This window comes from Brevibacillus sp. HB2.2 (assembly GCF_013284275.1).
GTDB classification, from domain to species: domain Bacteria; phylum Bacillota; class Bacilli; order Brevibacillales; family Brevibacillaceae; genus Brevibacillus; species Brevibacillus brevis_D.
Window position 1 is genome coordinate 56264 of the sequence record NZ_JABSUV010000013.1, and the last position, 19946, is coordinate 76209.

The window sequence follows — 19946 nt, forward strand, 5'->3', positions numbered from 1 at the left end:
ATGCTTACGAAAAGCATAGCCCGACAACAGCTTCAATCTATCCTTCGATTACTCCATCGTCAAAACAACCCGACCATTGATTTGACCTTTTTCCAAACGCTCCAATACATCGTTGATCTGATCCAGCGGCTGCGTCTCGATGATCGCGCGAACCTTGCCGCGTGCTGCAAAATCAAGTGCTTCTTGCATATCCTTGCGCGTCCCCACGATGGAGCCTTTCACTGTCACTCCATTCAACACCGTGTCAAAAATCGGAATCGGCAACTCTGCATTCGGCAAACCAACAACGACGAGAGAACCACCACGTCGAACGGATTTGTAGGCTTGTTCAAACGCCTTCTTGGTAACGGCCACGCTGATCGCCCCGTGGACACCGCCCACCTGCTCTTGAATGGCTTGTACCGGATCTACTTCACTGCCGTTTACTGTCACATCTGCCCCTAGTTCTTTTGCCAAGTCCAGCTTCTCCTTGTGAATATCGACAGCTACGACGTTGTAGCCCATCGCCTTGGCATATTGGAGAGCCACATGTCCCAAGCCGCCGATGCCGTAGATCGCCACCCACTCACCCGGCTTCACGTTTGCTACCTTCAATGCTTTGTAAGTCGTTACCCCTGCGCACAGGATCGGTGCTGCTTCCACATCACCCAGCTCGTCAGGAATGCGTGCCACGTAAGCAGCAGGCGCTACACAATATTCGGCATAGGCACCGTCTGCGGAATAGCCCCCATTTAACTGCTGCAAGCACAGTGTTTCCCACCCTGTCAGGCAGTAGTCGCATTCGCCGCAAGCGGAGAATAACCATGGAATGCCTACCCGATCACCAATTTTCAGCGAGGTTACGCCTTCCCCCAGCTTTTCGACAACACCTACGCCCTCATGCCCAGGAATCAAAGGCAGCTTTGGTTTCACAGGCCAATCCCCGTGTGCCGCATGCAGGTCCGTATGGCAGACACCACATGTCTTGATTTTTACCAGAACCTCACCGTGTCCAACCTCTGGAATGGAGACTTCCTTTACTTCCAGCTTTTGATGGAACTCATTGACTACTGCTGCTTTCATCTTGACCTTCCTCCTCTTTTTTCCCCTTCAGGCATGTGCGCAAAGGGCAGGTGTTCTTCCTGCCTCCTATTAATTGCAAACAGTATGCCAAAATGAAAGCGCTTTAAAATCGAATGATTATGCGGTTTCCTTTCTTCCATGCAGCCGATATTGCGGCACATGAGCCGAAAAAACGGCCCCACTTGCCAACCTTTTGGCCGAAAAAGGGTATTCCTCCCTGCCTGCGGTATTACTACGTAGTGGAAAAAGGGGGCGAACGCATGCAAATATCCAAGTTCATGACGCCGGAAATTATTTTCGGGAACCATTCTCTCGGACAGGTAGGGGAAAGCTTGCGCAGATTGGGAGCTTCTCGCGTCTTTCTTGTCAGTGATCCGGGGGTGGCAAACGCAGGATGGGTCGAGCGGATCATCTCTTACTTGCAGCAGCAAAAGCTCGATTACCATCTATGGACCAACGTGACAGCCAATCCGAAAGATTACGAGATTCATGCCGGTATTGCTGAATATCGAGCCAAGGAGTGCAATGCCATTCTCGGTGTTGGCGGTGGCAGTGCCATCGATGCAGCCAAGGCAATTGCACTGTTGGCTACCAACGAGGGCAGTATCGTCCAATACGAAGGCGTCGATAATATCCAGCATCCTCTTCCTCCCATGGTGATGGTACCGACGACAGCCGGCTCCGGTTCAGAGGTTTCGCAATTTTCCATTATTGTGGATAGTACACGCAAGGTGAAAATGACGATTATCTCCAAATCGCTCATACCCGATATCGCTATCATCGACCCGCAAACCTTGATGACCAAGGACAAGCTGCTCACTGCCAATACAGGCATAGATGTGCTGACACATGCCATTGAATCGTATATTTCGCTCGCCGCAACACCGCTGACCGAGGTGCATTCGCTGCAAGCCATGCGTCTCATCGCCAAGCATTTGCGCCCATCTGTTGCCAGTCAATACAATACAGAGGCTAAGCAAGCGATGGCCATGGCGAGCCTTCAAGCCGGAATCGCTTTTTCCAACGCCATACTCGGTGCTGTGCACGCCATGTCCCATCAGTTAGGGGGATTCCTCGACGCTCCGCATGGCGAGGTGAATGCCATCCTGCTCCCCCATGTACTCGAGTACAACTACATCGCCGCACCGGAAAAGTACAGGCAAATCGCTGAATGCCTCGGTGAAAACACGGCGGGCTTAAGCACACATGCCGCCTCTCGTCTCACACTCAAAGCAGTCAAGGAGCTGGTAAGCGATCTGGATGTGCCCCAATCGTTGTCGGCCATCGGGTTGCATCCAGAGCAAATCGACCTGCTCAGTTCTCTCGCCGTACTCGACGTGTGCATGACGACCAATCCTCGCGACATGAACGTCCACGATGTCGCGACGCTGTTTCGCCAAGCCTTGTAGGAGGTTCGCGCCATGCATACCAAACAAGAGATTCTGGAAAAATTGACCGGGATTCAATCCTCGCGAAAAAGCTATTACAGCGAGCTCGTCTATCTGATCGAGGAGATGAAAAAGAAAAACAAGCAGCTCGCCGTCATTAACCAGCTGACACAAATCCAGATCAACGCCACTTGGCAACAAACAACCAGTTATATCGCCGCACAGCTCTCGCAAATTCTCATATTCGAGCATTTTGCTCTGACCATCGTGAAAGGAGGCATGCTCTCCTCCTATCTCGCCACGTGGAATGACGGAGATTGGCAATGCCATACGCTGACACAGAACATTGCAGTAGAAGCCCATGTGCTCACCGAGCAGGTTCATCTTACCATTGCCGAAGTGCTGCCTGAGCATTACGCCACCTCTGTTCCACTGCGCAGCCAGTTGAATCAGACCTTTGGATTTCTGACGCTTTTACGCCAATCAAAGCAGCCAGTCGATCGGGACGAAGCCGAATTGATCCAGCTTGTCGCCAGCCATATCGGTGTCGTCGTAGAAAACAGCCTGCTTTTTCAAGACGTGAATGAAAAGATCAAAATCGAAGCCCAACTGATTCAATCCGCAAAAATGGCTGCGATTGGCGAGATGGCTGCGGGCATTGCCCATGAGCTAAACAGTCCGCTCACGGCCATCCTCGGAAACTCTCAATTGCTCATGCGCGAGATGACAGATGCAGATGCACCAGAGGCTCCTCTGATGAAAGACATCTATCAATGCGGGGTTCGCTGCAAAAAGATCATTCAAAACCTGCTCACCTTCTCACGGCAGGAAGAGTACTTATTTTCCACTACCTCTATTGACGAGGTCGTAGAGGACGTACTGGGGCTAATTGGCTACCAGCTATCTGTTTCCGGCTTGACCATAACCCGGGAAATGCACGAGCCTCCTCTGCTGATTCATGGAAGTCGTCATCAGATTGAGCAAATTGTGATCAATCTCCTGTTAAATGCACGGGACGCTGTGGCAGGCAAGGAAGCTCCACACATCGTCATCCGTTCCTTCCTCGTACAAGAGGAGAATAGCTCTTACGTAGGCTTATCCGTGTACGATAACGGCACAGGCATTTGTGAAGAGCAGCTTTCGCAGATTTTTCAGCCCTTCTTCTCGACGAAGGAACGGACAAAAGGGACTGGTCTTGGACTTTCCGTCAGTCTTGGAATTGCAGAAGCTCACGGCGGGAAGCTGTTTGCCGAAAGCGTGGAGGGAGAGTACAGCAAGTTTACGATGCTTTTGCCACTGTTAGCTGACGAGGAGGACAACGATGGAGAAAAAACGGATTTTGATCGTAGATGATGAAACAGAAGTGACTACCTTTTTCACCTATTTTCTCAAGAAAAAAGACTGCGATATCGTCGTTGCCAACTCTGGTAAGGACGTGGAACGGCTGCTTCACTCGGATTCTGCCGGCTTTCACGCTGCACTCGTGGACCTGAAGCTGCCAGATGCCGACGGGTTGACGCTGCTCAAACAGATCAAAGCCGTATTCCCCGCCTGTGAAGTCTTGATCATGACGGGCTTCAGTACGATTAAATCGGCTGTGACAGCGATGCAATGGGGTGCTCGCGATTACTTGGAAAAGCCTTTCGACGATCTGGACAGTCTGGAGCAGGTCATCGACACGGTGCTCTCCCCTTCCAGCAAACACAGCGATCACCTATCCCAAGAAGCCGCCCAATATGGTATCGTGTATTCATCTGACAGTCCGATGGCTAATGTGACCGCAATTGCCAAAAAATTAGCAAAAAAGGCGATCCACGTCCTTATTGAGGGCGAAACGGGTACCGGCAAGGAGCTGATGGCCCGTTTTCTCCACGGAGCAAGCAATCGCGCACAGCAGCCTTTTGTCGCTTTTAACTGCGGGGCCGTGCCGGAATCCTTGCTGGAAAGTGAGCTGTTCGGCTATGAAAAGGGCGCTTTTACCGGAGCGCTCAAATCACGCAAAGGCTTGTTCGAGCTGGCACATAACGGAACACTGTTTCTCGATGAGATCGGGGAGGCTCCCCCTTCCATCCAAGTGAAGCTCTTGCGTACGCTGGAGACGGGAGAATTCATGAGGGTCGGTGGTGAGCAGATCGGTCAGAGCAATATTCGCTTTATTTCTGCTACGAACCGTGATTTGGAGCATGAAGTCGAAATGAATCGTTTCCGCAGTGATCTGTTGTATCGTCTGGAAGGGATCAAGCTGTCGATTCCACCTCTTCGCGAACGGATTCAGGATATCCCCACAATCGCGCGCTACTACTTGCAAAAGCGCAGTGGAGAGCCATGTGAAATCGAGCAAGATGCCATTGAGCTCTTGCAGCGCTACGATTGGCCAGGCAATGTCCGCCAACTGATCAACGTACTCAATCAAACCATCGCGTTGCACGAATGCGAACGACTGCGTGCCGAGCATTTGCCAGCGAATTTGCGGAGCCGCACGATACAGGTGCAGCCGCCCACTGTCCCCAAACGGATCGAGCAGATCATCGATCACGAATGCGAGCGCTTTGTCGATACGATCAGTCGCCTTGTCACCTCTGTAGACGGGATCGACTTCGATTATTTGATCAAGCGGATTAAACAGCTCGAAGGCGAGATCGGGCGAACGATTATCGAAAAGGGCTTGACCGAAACGAATGGAAACAGACAGCTTTTAAGCAAAAAATTAAACATCACCAAACGGACGATTCGCTACATTTTGAACGAAAAAGCATAACGTCTGCATTGGCGCATCTAGGAGGCATTCACGTCGTGGTTCCCGAAAAACCTTTCTCGACCCTAAAAAAAATCCCTGCTGACTTCTCTCTATCTGCCGTTATTGTAGGACTCATCGCCACGATGGTCTCCTATGCAGGACCATTGCTGATCGTCTTTCAAGCTGCCAAGGGTGCAGGACTCAGCGATGCTGTCCTCGCCTCTTGGATTTGGGCCATCTCGATTGGGAGCGGCTTGACGTGTATTGTGCTCAGCATCTGGTTTCGTACCCCGATCATTACGGCTTGGTCGACTCCGGGGGCCGTTCTGTTAGTCACCAGCTTGACGGTATACTCCTTTCCCGACGCGATTGGCGCGTATATTTTTTCGGCCGTGGTCATTACGCTCGTCGGTGTTTCCGGTTTATTTTCCGTCTTGATGAAATACGTCCCGCAGTCGATTACGACCGCCATGCTCGCGGGGATTCTCCTGTCTTTTGGCGTAGAAGTCTTTGTTTCCATGCAGCACCTGCCTGCATTGGCTCTGCCGATGATCTTTTGCTATTTGTTCGCCAAACGCTGGTCGCCACGATATGCTGTCGTGCTTACGCTTTTCGTCGGCTTGGGTGTCGCTTTTCTTTTGGGGCGCTTGCAAATGGACAATGTCCAGATGTCCCTCGTCCAGCCCGTCTTTACGATGCCGACGTTTTCTCTCGATGCGATCATCGGCTTGGGGATTCCATTGTGCATCGTCGCGCTTGCCTCGCAGAACGCTCCAGGAATTAGCGTTTTAAAAGCAGACGGGTACGATACACCTGCTGGACCGCTCGTAACGACAACTGGCATCGCGTCGCTCTTGCTCGCTCCTTTTGGTTCACCAGGAATCAATCTCGCAGCAATTACAGCGGCTATTTGCACGGGAAAAGAAGCTCATCCGGATCATACCAAGCGCTACATTGCCGGGATTGCCTGCGGGGGCTTTTACTTACTCTTCGGGATGTTTGGCGCTACGATGGCTTCGGTGTTCGCTGCTTTGCCCAAAGAATTGATTGCTGTCATTGCTGGTTTGGCTCTGTTTGCCTCGCTCAGTTCCAGCCTCGCACAGGCGATGAGCGAAGCGAAGGAACGGGAATGCGCCTTGGTTACGTTTCTCGTCACGATTTCCGGCATCTCCATTGGCGGAATCGGCGCTGCTTTCTGGGGCTTGATTGCGGGGGTGATCACCCATCTGATTTTGAATGGCAATGTGAAAAGCTGGTTTGGGAAAAAGAAGAATACGCAGCCGTTGGCATAGGTGCCTGAACGTGAGGAGAGAGTCCCGTGAAAAAATGGTTGGGTGTCATCACTCTTTCAGCTTTCCTTCTAGCGATCAGCGCTGCTTGCACGACGAAGGAGCCCACACACTCCTCAAGTGGTTTTGCGCTATCGAAAACTATTTCATCCACAGAAGAAATCACCTAATGGGTATGAAGTAGCCGTGGACAACATGTTTCAAAACCTCACCGATCACCAGATTAAGGCACCGAGTATAAGAACGTGTTTGTATCAGACGAGATTCCCTCTATTACGGAAGAGAAGGTACTGAATGCAATCTAAGAAACGGCTCCTCGAATGCATCTGAGGAGCCGTCTTATATGTTCCCTGAAAACTAGCGGTAAAACCCTTGTTCCTCTGCGTAATTTCCCCAATGCGGGCGGCTACCATCTCGATCCGTAAAAAAATACTCGTCCGACAAGCCCCATGTACTGAGCGTTTTCCCTGTTTTTTCTGCGACTGCCGGGTCCGAAGCCAGCGCAACCACTGCTCGACCGATGTACGTCGGTGTTTCCGACATGAGGAAGTGCTTGTCTTGCTTCGCTGCCTCTCTCCACGTCTCTTCTGTCACGCCAAATTGATCGAGCATCGCTTCTGAGCGCAGGAAGCCCGGTGTTAAAGCCAACGCGGTAACCCCGTGCGGGCGCAGGTCCTCTGCCATCGACACTGCTAGATGAATCGTCGAGATTTTTGCCAAGCTGTAGTACAGATTGCCGCGGTACCGATAGTCGATTCCGTCCGTGATCTCGATAATCAGCCCTTTTTTCTGTGCGACCATGAGTGGAACCGCATAGTGACTGGTAATCATATGCGTACGAATGGCGCGTTCTTGCATCAATAGCCCGTCTGCCAATGGCTGCTCCCAGAACGGCGTCCCCCAGTGAGTCAACGGATCTCCACCCCAGATGTCATTGACCAAAAGATCGAGTTGTCCATTTTGCTCCACCTTTACTCGCTCAAAGAATGCTTTTACCTCTTGTTCCTGCGTATGATCGACTCGCACAGCGATCCCGTTTCCGCCGCTTGCCGTCACGAGCTCTGCTGTCTCTTCAATTGTCTCCTGTCGTGCCATATCAGAGTGCTGACCACGCACCGTGCGTCCCGTCACATATACCGTCGCCCCTGCCTCTCCCAGACTGACCGCAATCCCCCGTCCTGCTCCTCTTGTACCGCCTGCTACCACCGCAACTTTGCCTTGTAATGGCTTCATTCGTCATGCCTCCTTATCGATTCATACATGAAGCATAACGAAGTAAATATGACAACTGCTGTCATATTCGTTACGATACAATCAAAGTAATGTTGTTTTTACTTCTAGGAGGGCTTTTTATGCGGGCAGATCGACTTCTTGCGATTTTGTTACTCTTGCAAAACCACGGTCGTATGACTTCCAAGCAATTAGCTGAAAGGCTGGAGGTGTCCGAGCGAACCGTTCATCGTGATATGGAGGCTTTGAGTGCGTCGGGCGTTCCCGTCTATGCGCTGCGCGGTGCAGATGGGGGCTGGGCATTGGCAGAAGGGTATCGCAGTAATTTGACCGGAATGAAAATAAATGAGCTGCAATCACTGCTCGTAGCGTCCCCTGCCGCCTTGTTGAATGATCTCGGGCTGCATGAAAACTATGAAGCTGCTTTTCTCAAGCTGCTATCCGCGCTGCCAAAAACGGTTCAGCAGGATGCCATCCACGTACGTCAGCTCCTTCATATCGATGGGGCTGGCTGGCATGAATCGACGGAGACGTTTTCTTTCTTATCGGTGGTTCAAGATGCCGTATGGCTCTCCCGCAAGCTGTTCATTCGTTACATGCGCGAAGAGGTGGCTGTAGAGCGCATTGTCTGCCCGCTCGGACTCGTCGCCAAGCGAAGCATTTGGTATTTGGTTGCAAAAGTGGACGAGGATATGCGGACGTACCGGATTTCACGACTATTGGATGCACAACTCCTGGATGATGGCTTCGTCCGCCCCAGTGATTTCGACCTCGCTTCTTATTGGGAACAATCCACAATGGACTTCAAATCCAGCCTCCCACGTTATCCTGCGCGGTTACTCGTTAAAAAAGGAACGTTACCTGCTGTAAAACAGGAGCGTTATATAAAAATAGCTTCCACCCAAGCCGCAACAGACGACTGGATGGAAGCAGAGGTTGAATTTCATACACTTGCATCAGCATGCTCGCTAGTGCTCAGCTTCGGCCCGCACATTCAAGTGCTGGAGCCACAAGAACTGAAACGTGAGGTCCTAGAGCAGGTGCGTGCTATACTTGGCCTGTACGAGGTCCCGAATTAGCAAGGACTTTTGTTTCTCGTCCGTATATGAGCAGGACGATTGCTCCCACGATCAGCACCGCGGTAAACATACTAAAAATGAACGTGTAGCTGTAATGATGCGACGAGTAGTAACCGACGAGATACGGCGCGATAATACTGCCGATTCTTCCGACACCGGATGCCATACCGGAACCGGTAGCGCGCAGCGGTGTCGGATAATTTTCCGGCGTGTACGCGTACAAAGCACCCCAAGCACCCAGATTGAAGAAAGACAAGAAGGCTCCCGTCACCAACAGTTCCATGGTGCCACTGCTTTGTCCAAAAGCGAACGCCATCACACCAGTCATAAACAAGAAGGTCGCCAGCGTCCATTTCCGTCCCCATTTTTCCACGAGATAGGCTGCCGCGAAATAACCTGGCAGTTGGGCCAACGTCATGACCAGTACGTACTGGAAGCTTTTGATCATTGTAAAGCCTTTGTCGACCAATACAGATGGCATCCATAGAAACATGCCGTAGTACGAGAACGCAATTGCAAACCAGACGACCCACAGCGTAATCGTCTCAGTGCGATGAGACGTCAACAGCTTTCCAACCGGAATCTTTTCGGCCTGCTTTTGAAACTGCGGAGATTCAGGAATACTCCTCCGAGCGAACCAGGCGTACACAATGGGCAACGCCCCGATCATGACAGCCACGCGCCAGCCATAGTCCGGAATGATGAAATACGATATGACGGCTGCCGCGATCCAACCGACCGCCCAAAAGCTCTCCAACAGCACAACCGTACTTCCTCGCTTCTCCGGTGGCGCAAACTCGTTTACCAGCGTTGAGGCTACTGGCAGCTCGGCACCCAGACCGAGTCCCATCAGGAAGCGGAACAGCAGCATGGTCGCAAAGCCTGTTGCGAAAGCGCTCGCAAAACTCGCCAAACCAAACAAGATCAGGGTTAACAAAAACACTGGCTTGCGGCCAATTCGGTCAGCCAAATAGCCACCTGCAATCGCTCCAATCGCCATCCCGACGAGATTGCCCGTCCCGAGCAACCCGGCCTCTTCCCCCGTCAAACCCCATTCCTGTCGTAATGCCACCATAATAAAAGATAAAAGTGCAACATCCATGGCATCGAACATCCAGCCAAAACCGGCTGCCCAAAAAACTTTTTTGTAAGGCTTTGACATTCTCTTTCCCTGCTTTCCTTTCTTTTGCGCATGATCTTCACGCCTAGTTATCATTTCACTTTTTCGTCCAATATCCTGCTCGTGGAAAGAAGTTCGACTATTGTGATAGTAGGTGCAGTCCCATGATTCGTACGACCGCCATTTTAAAATAAGGGATTCTTGTTCTCTTATTTAAGGAAGCCCCTGAATGAATCTATTCATGAGCAAAGAAAGAGAAATCAAGATGGGAGGGTCGTCCGGATGAGGCACATGAAGAGTAACCTGCTGATGAGGGACGATCGCAGTTGGTGTGACAATGATTGGTTTCTTGGAACGTGTGCGCAAGGTCTCGTACGGCAAGAGAAAATCCATCGCCTGCATGCCCCAGGCAACAGATGTCGCCATCAAGTAATACGTGCCCGGCTTGACATTGGTAAAACAAAAATCTCCTAACGAGGGCAGCAATGTTCCGTATAAAGGAAGACCTTCTGGAATCGGCTTGGCAAACAATCCAATCAAAATGACGCCTTGAAAAGGCTCTGTGGACTCGATTGTCCCTGCAATGGTCATCGGTCGCTCAGGGGCCGGATGTAACCGCCTCCACTCTGTCAACTGCTGCAAGGAACGAAGTCGGTCTTCCGCTAGCTGAGCCGTTTCTCGAAATTCGCTAGGCGATACCCCGACACGCTCCGTAAAACGGGTAGAGAACGTACCCAGACTCTGCTGACCAATTTCCAGACCAATGTCCCGAACACTCATGTTTGTGCGTAGCAGTAAATCCTTTGCTCTTTGGAGTCGCATAGTCGATACATAATAAAGAGGTGGGAGACCGATTCTTTCTTTAAAAATTCGCGCAAAATGATACTGACTATACGCAACATGATTCGCCAATCGAGAAAGTGGCAAAGGCTCGTCTAAATGCCGATGTATATAAGCAATCACTTCGTCAATTTCGGTATACCTGTCCATCAATCGAGCTACTCCCTCCCTCTTCTGCACAGCGAAATACAGAACGTTTGTTCTGAAATAAAATTTACCATATTTTTCTGAACAATGGAAGGAGTAAATTGCAGCAGTTACGCTTTCGCTTTTTGCAAACGGATTTCGTCCAGAAACGCTTGCATCGTGTTCGTTACAAATGAATCTTTTCTACGAATAAAAACGGTTGTCACCTCATGATAAGGCTCCGGGATGCGATGAATATGAACCGTTCCGCTCTCGACCAAGTGATGTACGGCCGACTTCGGCAAAATGGTAATACCGATCCCCGCTGCTACGCCCCCGATAATGGTCTCAAACGTTCCGAACTCCATCACTTTTTTCGGAATCAAGCCCTCTACCTTCATCCAGGTCTCTAACCGTTCTCGATACCCGCAGCCCTTTTTGTAGAGCAAAAGAGCTTTCCCTGTGATATCACTGGCGGTGAAGGAACTGTTTTTCGTTACCAACACCAGCTCCTCTTGAAATACTTGCTCCTGCTCGATCAAAGGATGGTTGATTGGTCCACTCACGAACGCTCCATCCAGCGCGAGATCCAATACTTTTTGTAGCAAATGCTCTGTCACGCCCGCCTTCAGTGAAAGATCCACATGCGGATACTGGCTGCAATACGAGGATAGCAACCTCGGAAGGGCATTGATCGTCTCGACCATCCCAACCTCCAGCACCCCGGACGGCTCGGAAGCCCGATGAAAGTACTTTTGCATTTCTTCGAATTTGGCGATGATCTCTCGTGAATATTCGAGCAGGCGCTTCCCTTCCGTATTCAAGGTCATGCCTCGCTTGTTGCGATAAAACAAAGGTGTCCCCAGCTCTTTTTCCAGCAGCTTAATCCGCGCCGTCACATTCGACTGAACGTAGCTCAGCTCGGCTGCGGTCTTGCTCACACTGCCCAATGTGGCGACCATCTGGAATATTTTCAAATCATTGATCTCCACGTTTCTCCCCCTCTTTTCATCCATCACTGAAAATGATAGATAAAGTTATTATCAATCATTATACTAACATATTTCTATCCAGTATGATGTGGTAAGTCAACATCTAAGCATCTAAGAGAAAGTTCAAAAAGACGTCTTTTTGAACACATAGGAAAAGGGAGAAATCGCATAATGAACAAGCAACTACTTTTGGGGTCTATTTTCTGCATGGTCGCCAGTATGTCATGGGGGGCGATGTTTCCAGTTGCGCACATCGCACTGCAAGAGATCGATCCATTTTACTTCTCATTTCTTCGCTATTTTTTCGTAACGGTCATTTTGTGCGGTTTGCTCTGGGCAAAAGAAGGCTTGTCTGCTTTTCGTTTTGAGGGGCGCGGGAAGTCTCTGCTGTTTTTTGGAACAATGGCGTTTACCGTCTACAATATGGGAGTATTTCTCGGGCAGGATTTGATGGGAGAGCCAGGCACGATTGCCGCGTCCATTATGGAAGTGCTCATGCCGATGATCTCGATTGTACTTTTGTCCATTACCACTAGAAAGCTGCCGCCGTCCTATACGTTGGCGACGATTCTCGTAGCCTTGGTCGGCGCTGTCCTTGTGATTACCAATGGCAATCTTACCTTCTTTACTACTGCAAGTGAGCATTTGATCCCGTTGGTCTTCATTTTCATCGGTGTCGTGGGTTGGGTTGTCTACTCGATCGGCGGCGGGCGTTTTAACACGTGGTCCACGCTTCGCTACTCCACGTTGACGTGTCTCTTGGGAACAGGAGTGAATTTCGTGATTGTCACGACTTCCTCACTCTTTCAATGGCTTCCGGTTCCTACAGTCGAAACGGTGATGTCCATCAAATACGAAATGGCGTTCATGGTTCTTTTACCCGGCTTTGTCGCTCTTTTGAGCTGGAATGCAGGCATTAAGCTGCTCTCTCCGCTCAACGGCATTTTGTTTATCAACCTGGTTCCGATCACGACCTTTGCCATGATGGCGTTTCAAGGATATGAGATCAGTCGTTACGAATTGTGCGGCACCTTGCTCGTGATCCTGGCCCTGATCGGGAACAACCACTTCCAGAGAAAACAGCTGCAATACCGTTCAGTCAAAAAGCAACAACCGAGTGGAAGAAAAGTTCCGTCCATGTAAGTAAGAACTACAAAGGTGAAGATTAACTACTGTCTTGCGTCCCACAAAATTTATGGATAGAAATTCAGCTAACCCTGGATCTCTATCCATTTTTTATTTAGTAGGAAAATTGGTTAAATTCGCCATGTTTCGACATAAACGAATTCAGGGTATCTATTAACTATCTAATATATTAACGCAGAGATGCAGACAATGGAGGAATTTTATGGCATGGCGTAACACTATCTCATTCAAAATGATTTTATCGCTGACATGCGTCATCCTCATTACCTTTTCTTTGTTGGGCTACTGGATTTATTCAGAAACACGCGCGTTAATTGTGAGCAATGTTGAAAAAAGTCTCCAGAAGAACAGCGAAAGTATTGTCGCAGATGTAGATGCTCTGTTAGAGGAGAAAGCGGTTCTGGTACGGCAAATGGCGACCAATCAACAGTTTCTCAAGCTGCTTGGTTCCGACCTAGACAGGGATACCGTTCAGACGGATACGCGTTATCAAGATGTGATGGCTTCTCTTGATGCGATAGCTGGCACAGACCCGCTGCTGTCGTTGGTATGGATTGCCCATGAACGAGGGAACTTTTTGTTGGGGAACGGGAAGACACTTTCCAAACCGGATTGGGATATCCAAACACGCCCATGGCATGAAAAGGCTGGAGCAAAGGACGACGTATGGTTTTCCGATCCTTATGTGGATGCGATGACTGGCAAGCTGGTTATCAGTGCCATTCTGCCTGTCAAAGACGGAGGAAAAGTCCTTGGATTTGTTGCAATTGACCTCCTGCTGGACAAGCTGCCGGAAATCATGAACGTCTATAAGCTGGGAGAATCGGGACACAACTTCCTGCTGTCCACAGACAGTACGGTCCTGTATCATCCGCAGACTGAATTGGTGATGAAAGCCAAGTTTACAGAGCAGGAAGGGGATCGTGCCCGTATCGCCACCAAAATGATTAAGGGCGAAAGCGGGATTGAGGAAGCCGACATCGATGGTGTAAAAAAATATGTTGCCTACTCTCCCATCCCTATAACCGGGTGGTCCGTTGGGGCAACCATTACCGTAAAAGAAGCGCTGGCAGAACTGGAGCAATACAACACGATCCTACTGGTGGGGATGGTTTTATCAGGCAGCGGACTTGTGCTTGTGGTCTATATCTTGACTCGCCGTCTTCTCAAGCGTTTGTTAGGCTTGACTACAGTCCTTCAGGTATTGTCCACGGGCGATTTGACTGTGAATTGGCGTGATTCTTCCCGGGACGAGCTGGGGGTCGCTGCGGATAGTCTGAATACGATGATCGATTCGTTCCGCACTACGATTCAGCAGGCGCATGACACAGTTGCGATTCTTGCAGGCTCTTCACAGCAATTGACGGCAGTCTCGACAGAAGCCGCACAGATGGGCAACCGAATCGATGCGGCGATGAGCAGTATCTTGCGAGGGACAGAATCTCAGCATGAAGGGGCGCAGCAGACGGCGCTCGCGATGAACGAAATGGCGGAAGGGGTCCAACGAGTAGCTACATCTGCAACTGAGGTCTCCGCCTTAACCCAGGACTCACAGGTAATCGCAGAACAAGGGAATCTTTTGTTGCAGCAGGTTGTCACCCATATGCACGGTATTCGCAAAACAGTAGGTCAATCCTCAGAAGACATGGACAAGCTGGAACAAATGACCAAACAAATCGGAACCATTGTGGCAGTCATCAATGAGATAGCCATGCAAACGCAATTGCTTTCATTAAACGCCTCGATTGAAGCGGCTCGCGCGGGCGAAAACGGCAGAGGTTTCTCTGTCGTGGCGAGCGAGGTGAAAAAGTTGGCGGAACAAACAACGAACTCCCTTGGGGATATCACCAGCATGATACATGATATTCAGTCCATGACCGACAAAGCTGCTGCAACTCTTTTATCAGGCGTAGAAGAAGTGGAGCAAGGCGTGCATCTGATCGAGCAAGCAGGAGAAATGGTTGGGGGCATCTACCGAAATATCGTTGAGATTACTGGACAGACCGAAGAGGTTTCTGCATCTACGGAAGAAATCTCGGCGGGAACGGAGGAAGTGGCTGCTTCCATGAACGAGATCGTTGCGATCAGTCGCTCCGCTTCCGAACATACGCGGGAAGTAAAACAATCAGTAACATCACAGCTGACAGCGATGAAAGAGATTGCGCAAGCAGCTGAGTCTCTCAGTAATACCGCTGAGCAGCTTCAAGAAAGTCTGTTCCACTTTTCGGTAGAAAATGAGGGCAAGGACCAGAATTCGCAAAAATAATACGAGATAAAACGGAAAAAGCTTCCTGCAAATACAGGAAGCTTTCCATCCATTTAGCACAGGTGATCTGCATATTGCCGTGCCAGCACCTTCGTCGTTTCAATCCAGAGCTTGCGGTGCAAAATCGTCGGCCCCAATCTTCTTTCCATAAACCGCAGCATGGGCTCGTTATCATGCTCGATAAAGCAAATGCCAAAAGGAAACGCTGGCTGCGCCTGTGCAATGGTTTTCATCAAAAGCGTAATTCCTCTTGCCTGCTTCTGATACTTTTCCTGGACAAACATCGTTTTGTATAAAAGCAGATTCCCAGCCATTCGCTGTACGATCACCCAGCCAATGACTTTCCCCTGATAACGCAAGCCTGTACTGTAATCGGGATCGAATTTTCCTTCTTCAAAAAATGGCGACAAAAGCGACGTGTACCATTGCCCTTCACCTTGCTCAATTTCTAGACGCTCTGCTGGGGTCAGGTCTTTCCACGGAAAGAGGGTAAAACCTTCAGGAAGAGACAGCCTCTCTACCCACTGGCACTCTCCCAGCCGCATCGAGCCGAGTGTGTACATAAAGGTTTTTACCTTTGGCAACTGCCAGCCTTCCCTGATCGCAATTTTGGAGAGCCACGGAAAATCCTGCGCTTTGATGAAGCCTGCAAACTGTCCGTCGCTGATGCCTTGTTCTCTCATTTTTTGCTCGGCGTGCCACAACAGCTTCATGCCCATTCCCCGCCGTTGATGCCCCTCTGCTACCACAAGCTCGATGATCTTGGCCTGTCCTTCGCTTACAGTAGATCGCCCCAAAACGATGCCCGCAGGCTGATTGTTGTTAGAAGCCCCGAATCCCCAAACAGATGAACTGTTGATCTGGTCCAGCCACTCCAGGTGCTTGGGGTGCACCAACGATTTATACGCCCGTGCAGTGCTAGCAGTCAGTTCTTCTAGTTGCAATGTTCGTACCTCCTCGATGGACTTTGGCTTACTCATTGCTTGGGTTTTACAGATGCTGTTGCTGTACCTTGTATGAGGTTCCCAGCCTTATCTCTTATGAAGCCTGGCTCAAAGGAAACCTTGCTCTGTTCTGTGATGAGAGACCCGAACATGTTGTAGAACGTATCCTGAAACGTTACGCGAATGGTGTTTCCTGATACCTGGAATCTGGCATACCCCGTCACTTCGCTCTTGTCGTCAAAATTCCCGGAAGGTGAGAATAACAACCGCAAATTTGGATTTGGATCATTACGTAGTGGCTCTGACGCCGACAATGTATAAGTTGTTCCCTCTTCGGTAACGTCTGGGGACAATTGTGGGTTTGTAGCATCAAACCCGACACCGATCTCCTCTGTATCCAGCAAATCTTGGCCGCGATACAGCTTGAACACTGCATAAGAGTTGTCATCTTCTGTAACCGCTGGTTTGGCCTTAAACGTCACTCCATATTCTCCATGGGTCATTTCCAGTAAAGACTCGTCGACCTCGACGGTGATGTACTCCTTTTCATTGATGACAAAACGATCCAACTGCTTGTCATAGTTGTACGAGAGAGGCTGGTTTTTTACAGATACCTCAAGATATTCGCTCAATGCCCTTTTGTCCATTGCTGGCTCCCATTTGTCGCCAATCGTAACTTGACGGTTCTGAGTCGGAGCAATTGGCAGCTCGATCTTTGCATCCGGCCAACGATCTACGCGTGGATTATTGAACAACATTTGTGCTTTTTCTACATAGGACATCCAGTGTGTTTTTTCTGGACCTTCACGCAGAAGCTCGACCTTGGAATAGGCTGCGTCGATCATTTCCTGAGTAACCTTGGGCCTTAGTTCGATCATATCATTCGTTGTAAAAAGTCCCTCAACTGCTCGCTTCACTTCCTCCGGGAGATTATTCCCTTGATCCAATAGCTCCTGTGCTTTTTGGATGTCTGCCAACAGCAATACCTTTGCCTCCGAACCATCCTTTAGCTTATCTACCTTTTCCTTCGCTGCATGGATCGTGCTTTGTATCACTTCCGGTTTTAGTGCTGACTGATTTGAATCGGTGAACAGGTCACGCACGGCTTTTTTAGCTTCAACGAGCAGCAAGTCGTCATACTGGTCCTGTGCCTTCTCGATATCGGCTAGCAGACCAGGCTTTTCCTGCACGCTATTATCCAGACCTTCGACCAGCTTCTTGGCATCATCGATCTGTTTCTGGGTCGTCCCTTCCCGCAGCTCCTCTTTCTTCCCATCCGTAAACAACTCTTCAACAGCTCTCTTCGCCTTTATCAGAGCCGGGATCGGTGGAGGATCGATTGGGGACGGAATCACAATGACGGGGTCTCTGAAACGGATGGAAAAACTGTCACTTTTGACATCTTTCTGTGCTCGTTTGATGTTTCGCTTGTCGATCGTGAAGCTGACCTCTTTTACAGTGTCCGCGACGGTATGCTTTTTGGCCTGTCCCGTGAACAAAATGATGAGCTCGTCGTCGCTCTCTTGGTTGACCTCAATACCCAGCCCATCAGGCAGATTATGTACTTCGATATCATCGGCTGATAGTTCACCAAGGAACTTGCCATTTGATAGCTTGAGCGTTTGTTTGGCTGTGATGCTACCATCATTTGCCCCTGCTTCTTCTATCACTGTCTCGCTGACAGAAAGCGCTGGCAAATCAGGCAGCTCGGCTCCATCTACGGCTATCTCAAAGACGGCTTCTGCATCGTCCATTTTTGCTGTAATTTCAACGAGTCCTTCGTTCTTGGCTGTTACCTTGCCCTCGATGTTGACGGACGCAATTCGTTTATTGCTAGAGCTCCAGAGCAACTCCCGTTTCATAACGATACGGTTATTTTCATCGAATGCAACGGCGACCAGCGGCAACGATTTATCCGTACGATCCTTGGTAGATAGCTGGGCATCCTCTGCGACCGCTACCAGCTCGATCCGCTCTGCTTTTGTCCCTTTTTCCGCGATCACGTATGGTTCAAATTCTTCTTCTTCACCGTCATACTGCAAGCGCAGGGAAACGGTCTGTTCTTTTTTCGTGGCACGAATCGGTGAAAAACTGAGCAATACAAGTTGCTCTTTCTCCAGCCAAATAAAATTTATGATTTTGATCCGTGTAGGATTTCGATCATCTATGGCGGCCGTCAAACGGAAATTCTTAGCAGCAGGTGCCTTGTCTGGAGCATTCTCCAATCGATAGGCAATAAATCCATTCGTCGCTGTGTGCCCCTCTGACTCTAGCAAGGACTCCCATGACTGGTTCTTTTCTACTACTACTTCCTCTGATGCCTCTCGTACTTCCCTATCCGTTTGCTCTTCTGCTACGGAAGCGCTGGCTGTCCCAATTGTCTGGATCTCTTTAATCGGATAGGAAACGGCTGCATAGGCATTGCCGACAAAAGAAAGCAAAAAACCCGTAGATACAACCGCTGTTAGGATTGTTTTGGCTTTTGGCTGCTGTTTGCCCATATGTAAATACCCCCTCTTTTTCTTTTGTATGACAAAATCATGCAAACTAATGCTATCAGAGGGGAAAGTGAAAAAAACCTAACAAAAGTTAGGTTTTTGACGTTCTTTTTTTAGACGAGTAACAGATCGATAAAAGATGCTTGATCCAGATTCCCGAAAAACTCCTGCAGATTGATGTCGGCGAGTCTCTCACTGATTGAGGAGCGATCGTACGGCGTATCTCGCAGCACGGCTTCCAGCTCCGCTATATCACGTACACCGAAGAAATCTCCGTATATCTTCGCTTCTTTCATTTTGCCCTTTTCAATATCAAGCTGGATCTCCACGGTACCGATATCGAAACGTTTGGATTGACGATAATTGCTTTTCGGTGACTTGCCGTAGTTCCACTCCCAAGTCTGGTAACGGGAACGGGAAAGCTCGTGAATGTTCTCCCAGTCCTTTTCAGTCAGCTTGTATTCTTCGATCTCTCCTTCTCCAAAAATCGAACGGAGAACCGCCAGACGGAACTCTTCAATGGTCATCTTCGTCTCCAAAAACTCTGAGATGTTGGCGACACGGCTGCGAATCGATTTGATCCCTTTGGACTGGATCTTCTCTGCGTTTACCTTGAGAGCAGACACGACGTTTTCCATCTCCGAATCAAAAAGCAGCGTGCCGTGGCTGAACATGCGTCCTTTGGTCGAATACTGTGCGTTGCCAGAAATTTTCCGTTCCCCGACCTGTATGTCATTTCGTCCTGTCAGCTCTGCTTCTACCCCTAATGTTTTCAAGGCTTGTACCACTGGAGCCGTGAATTTGCGGAAATTGTGGAAGGACTCGCCATCATCATTCGTTATAAAACTGAAGTTGAGATTGCCCAGATCGTGATAAACAGCACCACCGCCAGACAGTCTGCGAACGACGTGAATATGGTTTTCTTCTACATAAGTTGCATTAATCTCCTCAATAGTGTTTTGGTTTTTTCCGATAATAATAGAAGGTTCATTGATATAAAACAGCAAATAGTCTTCACTGTTGGGCAAATGCTTGAGGGCGTACTCTTCAATCGCCAAATTAATGCGCGGATCTGTAATCCCTTGATTATCGATAAATTTCATGAGAGAGCCTCCATCCGTAAGCGTTCTATCTTCCTAATCATACCACTTCCTGCCGGTCTGTACTGCTTTCGAATCTACTCATGTATGAAGCATTATTTCCTAATCTAATTTTTTTGTTGATTTTTT

16 protein-coding genes are annotated in these 19946 nt (G+C 49.5%); 8 read left to right on the forward strand and 8 right to left on the reverse strand.

The window, feature by feature from the left end; translation table 11 throughout:
* Positions 1-48: 48 nt before the first annotated feature.
* On the reverse strand, positions 49-1062 hold the full coding sequence (adhP, locus tag HP401_RS11685; RefSeq protein ID WP_173605099.1) for an alcohol dehydrogenase AdhP: 1014 nt from the start codon (positions 1060-1062) through the stop codon (positions 49-51).
* Between the two features lie 260 nt (positions 1063-1322).
* Between adhP and HP401_RS11690 the strand changes: the two genes are divergently transcribed.
* From HP401_RS11690 to HP401_RS11710, 5 genes are read left to right on the forward strand one after another with little or no spacing between them, the layout of a single operon-like run.
* Complete coding sequence (locus tag HP401_RS11690) at positions 1323-2471, forward strand: iron-containing alcohol dehydrogenase (RefSeq protein ID WP_173605100.1); 1149 nt, start codon at positions 1323-1325, stop codon at positions 2469-2471.
* A gap of 12 nt (positions 2472-2483) precedes the next feature.
* A complete protein-coding gene (locus HP401_RS11695; protein WP_173605101.1) occupies positions 2484-3803 on the forward strand; it encodes an ATP-binding protein in 1320 nt (439 codons plus the stop codon).
* Entirely contained in the window at positions 3772-5208 is a 1437-nt protein-coding gene (locus tag HP401_RS11700) for a sigma-54-dependent transcriptional regulator (protein WP_173605102.1), read from the forward strand. Before HP401_RS11695 ends, HP401_RS11700 begins: the two co-directional genes overlap by 32 nt.
* A 35-nt stretch (positions 5209-5243) precedes the next feature.
* Positions 5244-6479 (forward strand): benzoate/H(+) symporter BenE family transporter, encoded by a 1236-nt coding sequence (locus HP401_RS11705; RefSeq protein WP_173605103.1) that lies wholly within the window; start codon positions 5244-5246, stop codon positions 6477-6479.
* A gap of 26 nt (positions 6480-6505) precedes the next feature.
* Complete coding sequence (locus HP401_RS11710) at positions 6506-6646, forward strand: hypothetical protein (RefSeq protein ID WP_173605104.1); 141 nt, start codon at positions 6506-6508, stop codon at positions 6644-6646.
* Between the two features lie 187 nt (positions 6647-6833).
* On the opposite strand, the gene HP401_RS11715 is transcribed toward HP401_RS11710, so the two are convergent.
* Positions 6834-7709, reverse strand: a complete 876-nt coding sequence (locus tag HP401_RS11715) for an SDR family oxidoreductase (RefSeq protein ID WP_173605105.1) — start codon at positions 7707-7709, stop codon at positions 6834-6836.
* Positions 7710-7828: 119 nt separating this feature from the next.
* On the opposite strand from HP401_RS11715, the gene HP401_RS11720 reads away from it, so the two are divergent.
* Positions 7829-8785 (forward strand): helix-turn-helix transcriptional regulator, encoded by a 957-nt coding sequence (locus HP401_RS11720; protein WP_173605106.1) that lies wholly within the window; start codon positions 7829-7831, stop codon positions 8783-8785.
* Here the strand turns inward: HP401_RS11720 and HP401_RS11725 are convergent.
* The 3 genes from HP401_RS11725 to HP401_RS11735 form a co-directional block, all read right to left on the reverse strand.
* Positions 8754-9947, reverse strand: coding sequence for an MFS transporter (locus HP401_RS11725; RefSeq protein ID WP_173605107.1), 1194 nt, complete (start codon positions 9945-9947; stop codon positions 8754-8756). The genes HP401_RS11720 and HP401_RS11725 overlap by 32 nt on opposite strands.
* 171 nt (positions 9948-10118) lie before the next feature.
* Positions 10119-10895 (reverse strand): helix-turn-helix domain-containing protein, encoded by a 777-nt coding sequence (locus HP401_RS11730; RefSeq protein ID WP_173605108.1) that lies wholly within the window; start codon positions 10893-10895, stop codon positions 10119-10121.
* 107 nt (positions 10896-11002) lie between these two features.
* Positions 11003-11863, reverse strand: a complete 861-nt coding sequence (locus HP401_RS11735; protein ID WP_015892898.1) for a LysR family transcriptional regulator — start codon at positions 11861-11863, stop codon at positions 11003-11005.
* Positions 11864-12034: 171 nt separating this feature from the next.
* Between HP401_RS11735 and HP401_RS11740 the strand changes: the two genes are divergently transcribed.
* Positions 12035-13006 carry a DMT family transporter gene (locus HP401_RS11740; RefSeq protein WP_173605109.1) on the forward strand — a complete coding sequence of 324 codons (972 nt, stop codon included), beginning with the start codon at positions 12035-12037 and terminating at the stop codon, positions 13004-13006.
* Positions 13007-13211: 205 nt separating this feature from the next.
* Positions 13212-15275, forward strand: coding sequence for a methyl-accepting chemotaxis protein (locus tag HP401_RS11745; RefSeq protein WP_173605110.1), 2064 nt, complete (start codon positions 13212-13214; stop codon positions 15273-15275).
* 53 nt (positions 15276-15328) lie between these two features.
* Here HP401_RS11745 and HP401_RS11750 read toward each other — a convergent pair whose 3' ends face one another.
* The 3 genes from HP401_RS11750 to lplA form a co-directional block, all read right to left on the reverse strand.
* Positions 15329-16219 (reverse strand): GNAT family N-acetyltransferase, encoded by an 891-nt coding sequence (locus HP401_RS11750; RefSeq protein WP_173605111.1) that lies wholly within the window; start codon positions 16217-16219, stop codon positions 15329-15331.
* A 32-nt stretch (positions 16220-16251) separates the two neighbouring features.
* A complete protein-coding gene (locus HP401_RS11755) occupies positions 16252-18720 on the reverse strand; it encodes a toxin Cry1Ac domain D-VI-related protein (RefSeq protein ID WP_173605112.1) in 2469 nt (822 codons plus the stop codon).
* A 110-nt stretch (positions 18721-18830) separates the two neighbouring features.
* Positions 18831-19820 (reverse strand): lipoate--protein ligase, encoded by a 990-nt coding sequence (gene lplA, locus HP401_RS11760; RefSeq protein ID WP_173605113.1) that lies wholly within the window; start codon positions 19818-19820, stop codon positions 18831-18833.
* Between the last annotated feature and the right edge of the window lie 126 nt (positions 19821-19946).